3 protein-coding genes are annotated in these 2,034 nt (G+C 39.9%); all 3 read right to left on the bottom strand.

The window, feature by feature from the left end; all coding sequences use genetic code 11:
* Nucleotides 1-125: 125 nt before the first annotated feature.
* The 3 genes from AACT18_RS00560 to AACT18_RS00550 all read right to left on the bottom strand — a co-directional run bounded on the left by AACT18_RS00560 (nucleotide 126) and on the right by AACT18_RS00550 (nucleotide 1,878).
* Nucleotides 126-572: an excinuclease gene (locus AACT18_RS00560; protein ID WP_094144310.1), complete on the bottom strand. Its 447-nt coding sequence runs from the start codon at nucleotides 570-572 to the stop codon at nucleotides 126-128.
* 172 nt (nucleotides 573-744) lie between these two features.
* Nucleotides 745-1,374 carry a GIN domain-containing protein gene (locus AACT18_RS00555; RefSeq protein WP_094125890.1) on the bottom strand — a complete coding sequence of 210 codons (630 nt, stop codon included), beginning with the start codon at nucleotides 1,372-1,374 and terminating at the stop codon, nucleotides 745-747.
* Nucleotides 1,375-1,518: 144 nt separating this feature from the next.
* Entirely contained in the window at nucleotides 1,519-1,878 is a 360-nt protein-coding gene (locus AACT18_RS00550; RefSeq protein ID WP_094125886.1) for a VOC family protein, read from the bottom strand.
* Nucleotides 1,879-2,034 lie beyond the last annotated feature (156 nt).

Genomic DNA, 2,034 nt, shown 5'->3' with positions numbered 1-2,034 from the left:
GGATGCCTAACGCCCGGTTAAGGGGTTGACAACGCACCACTTAACTCAAAAAACACGCCGTAAACGCTGAATTTCAATTTTGAACTAAAGTCGACGAGCGTTGGCAATCCTTCTTTAACCGTTTGTTATGCTTGTTTTTTGAGCTTCACAACTTCACCACTCAATGCAACTCCAGCCATTACGGCTCCAGCACCACATTGAAAAGTATCGTTGCTTGAAGTGAGGTTGTTTTTGTAATTTGATTTGATATTAACTACTGCATTTCCACCCTCTTTTATCGCTCTGTCTTTAAGAGCAATCATGGCAGAAAGAAAAACCCAGTTGCACGCTTCTTCATCTGTTTTATTGAAAGCGTTCGTTTTTTTACTGGTTTTAAATTCACCTAATTCTTTGAGAACTTTGCCGTAACTCTGCTCGCCAAAGTAAAATGAAACTTCAGAGCCTAATTTAGATTTAGCCACTTCGGAGCTCATTGCCTTTGTAATCGAATAATTACCCACATCATCTCTAGCAAAAGTGTTAGATGAGAAGAAAGCCAGTGATGAAAGAGCTAGAATTGTTAATTTTTTCATTGTGATATATTCCAAAATAGTTTGATTGTGACTAGAGCATAACGCCCGGCTAAGGGGTTGACAACGCACCGCCGAACTTAAAAAACACACTGTAAACACTGAACTTCAATTTTGCACTAAAGCCGCCACGCGTTGGCAATCCCTCTTGAGCCGTTTGTTATATTTTTGTTACTCACGGTATGGCTATTATAGAGCCTCTGCCATTAATTTCAGTTTCTATACTCACAGGTGCCCCCGAATACTCAACACGACCAGAGCCATTAACACGAGCATTTAATTCTGAAGACACGTTTAATTGAGCGACTCCTGCACCATTAACCTCTATCTTTCCTTTCTCCGATTTCAACTTAAAAGCATCCAGTTCAGCCGCTCCATTCAATGAAATATTGAAAGATGTAACTTGTCCCGTTAATGATGATTTGCCAATACCATTGATCGTCATTTCGAAGTGTTTTGCTGATAGTTCTGTGATATCAACTTTTTGGTCACCATTTAAGGTTAAGTCTTTTAGCGAACCATTCACTAACTCAAATTTGAAATATTCGTCAACCAAAACATTTTCTTTCGTACTAATTTCCAACGAACCATCAAGACATTTGAATCTGAGATAATCCAACTCTTTGCTAGCACCTTTCACACTACCTGAGGGGGAGCCTACAGCAACCAATTTGATAGTTGACGGTACGTTTATCGTTAATTTGCTATAGTCACAGGCAGGTAATTTTCTTTCAATCTGCACTTCATCCGCCAATACAAATTGACTAGTAGTCAACAATATTGCTAAGTAACTGTAATTTATCATTTTCACTGAATTCTCTCTAAAAAATATAACGCCCGGCTAAGGGGTTGACAACGCACCACCGAACTCAAAAAACACCCTGTAAACGCTGAACTTCAATTTTGCACTAAAGCCGCCACGCGTTGGCAATCCCTCTTGAGCCGTTTGTTATACGCGTGCTTCCGACCACACTGCAAATTCGTTACCGCTTGGCTCAATAAAATGGAAACGACAGCCTCCGGGAAAATCAAAAATTGGGCGAATAATTTGACCATCGCTATTCTGGACTTTGGCTAAAGTGGTTTCTATGTTTGAGCTATAAAAGATAAGAAGTGCACCACCCAATGCTGTCTGACTACAACAGTCAGCTTTAAAAAAACCGCCATCTAAACCCTGATTTGAGAATGCTGTATATTCAGGACCATAATCAGTAAATTCCCAGCCAAAAACTGAAGAGAAAAATGATTTTGTTGCCTCTAAATTTTTTGCTGCAAACTCGACATAATTCAGCTTTTCATTCTGATTCATTTCACGACTCCATTGTTAAATTTCCATATAGCGTATAACGCCCGGCTAAGGGGTTGACAACGCACCGCCGAACTCAAAAAACACAGTGTAAACACTGAACTTTAATTTTGCACTAAAGTCGCCAAGCGTTGGCAATCCCTCTTGAGCCGTTTGTTA

The organism is Vibrio sp. V04_P4A5T148, assembly GCF_963875605.1.
In the GTDB taxonomy this organism is placed as follows: Bacteria; Pseudomonadota; Gammaproteobacteria; order Enterobacterales; family Vibrionaceae; genus Vibrio; species Vibrio anguillarum.
The sequence above is the reverse complement of the archived record's forward strand: the minus strand, read 5'-3'. Positions and strand labels throughout refer to the sequence as shown.

Coding starts and splice junctions, on each gene's coding strand:
- AACT18_RS00560 (WP_094144310.1), bottom strand. CDS start 572: ATGAAAAAATTAACAATTCTAGCTCTTTCATCACTGGCTTTCTTCTCA.
- AACT18_RS00555 (WP_094125890.1), bottom strand. CDS start 1,374: ATGATAAATTACAGTTACTTAGCAATATTGTTGACTACTAGTCAATTT.
- AACT18_RS00550 (WP_094125886.1), bottom strand. CDS start 1,878: ATGAATCAGAATGAAAAGCTGAATTATGTCGAGTTTGCAGCAAAAAAT.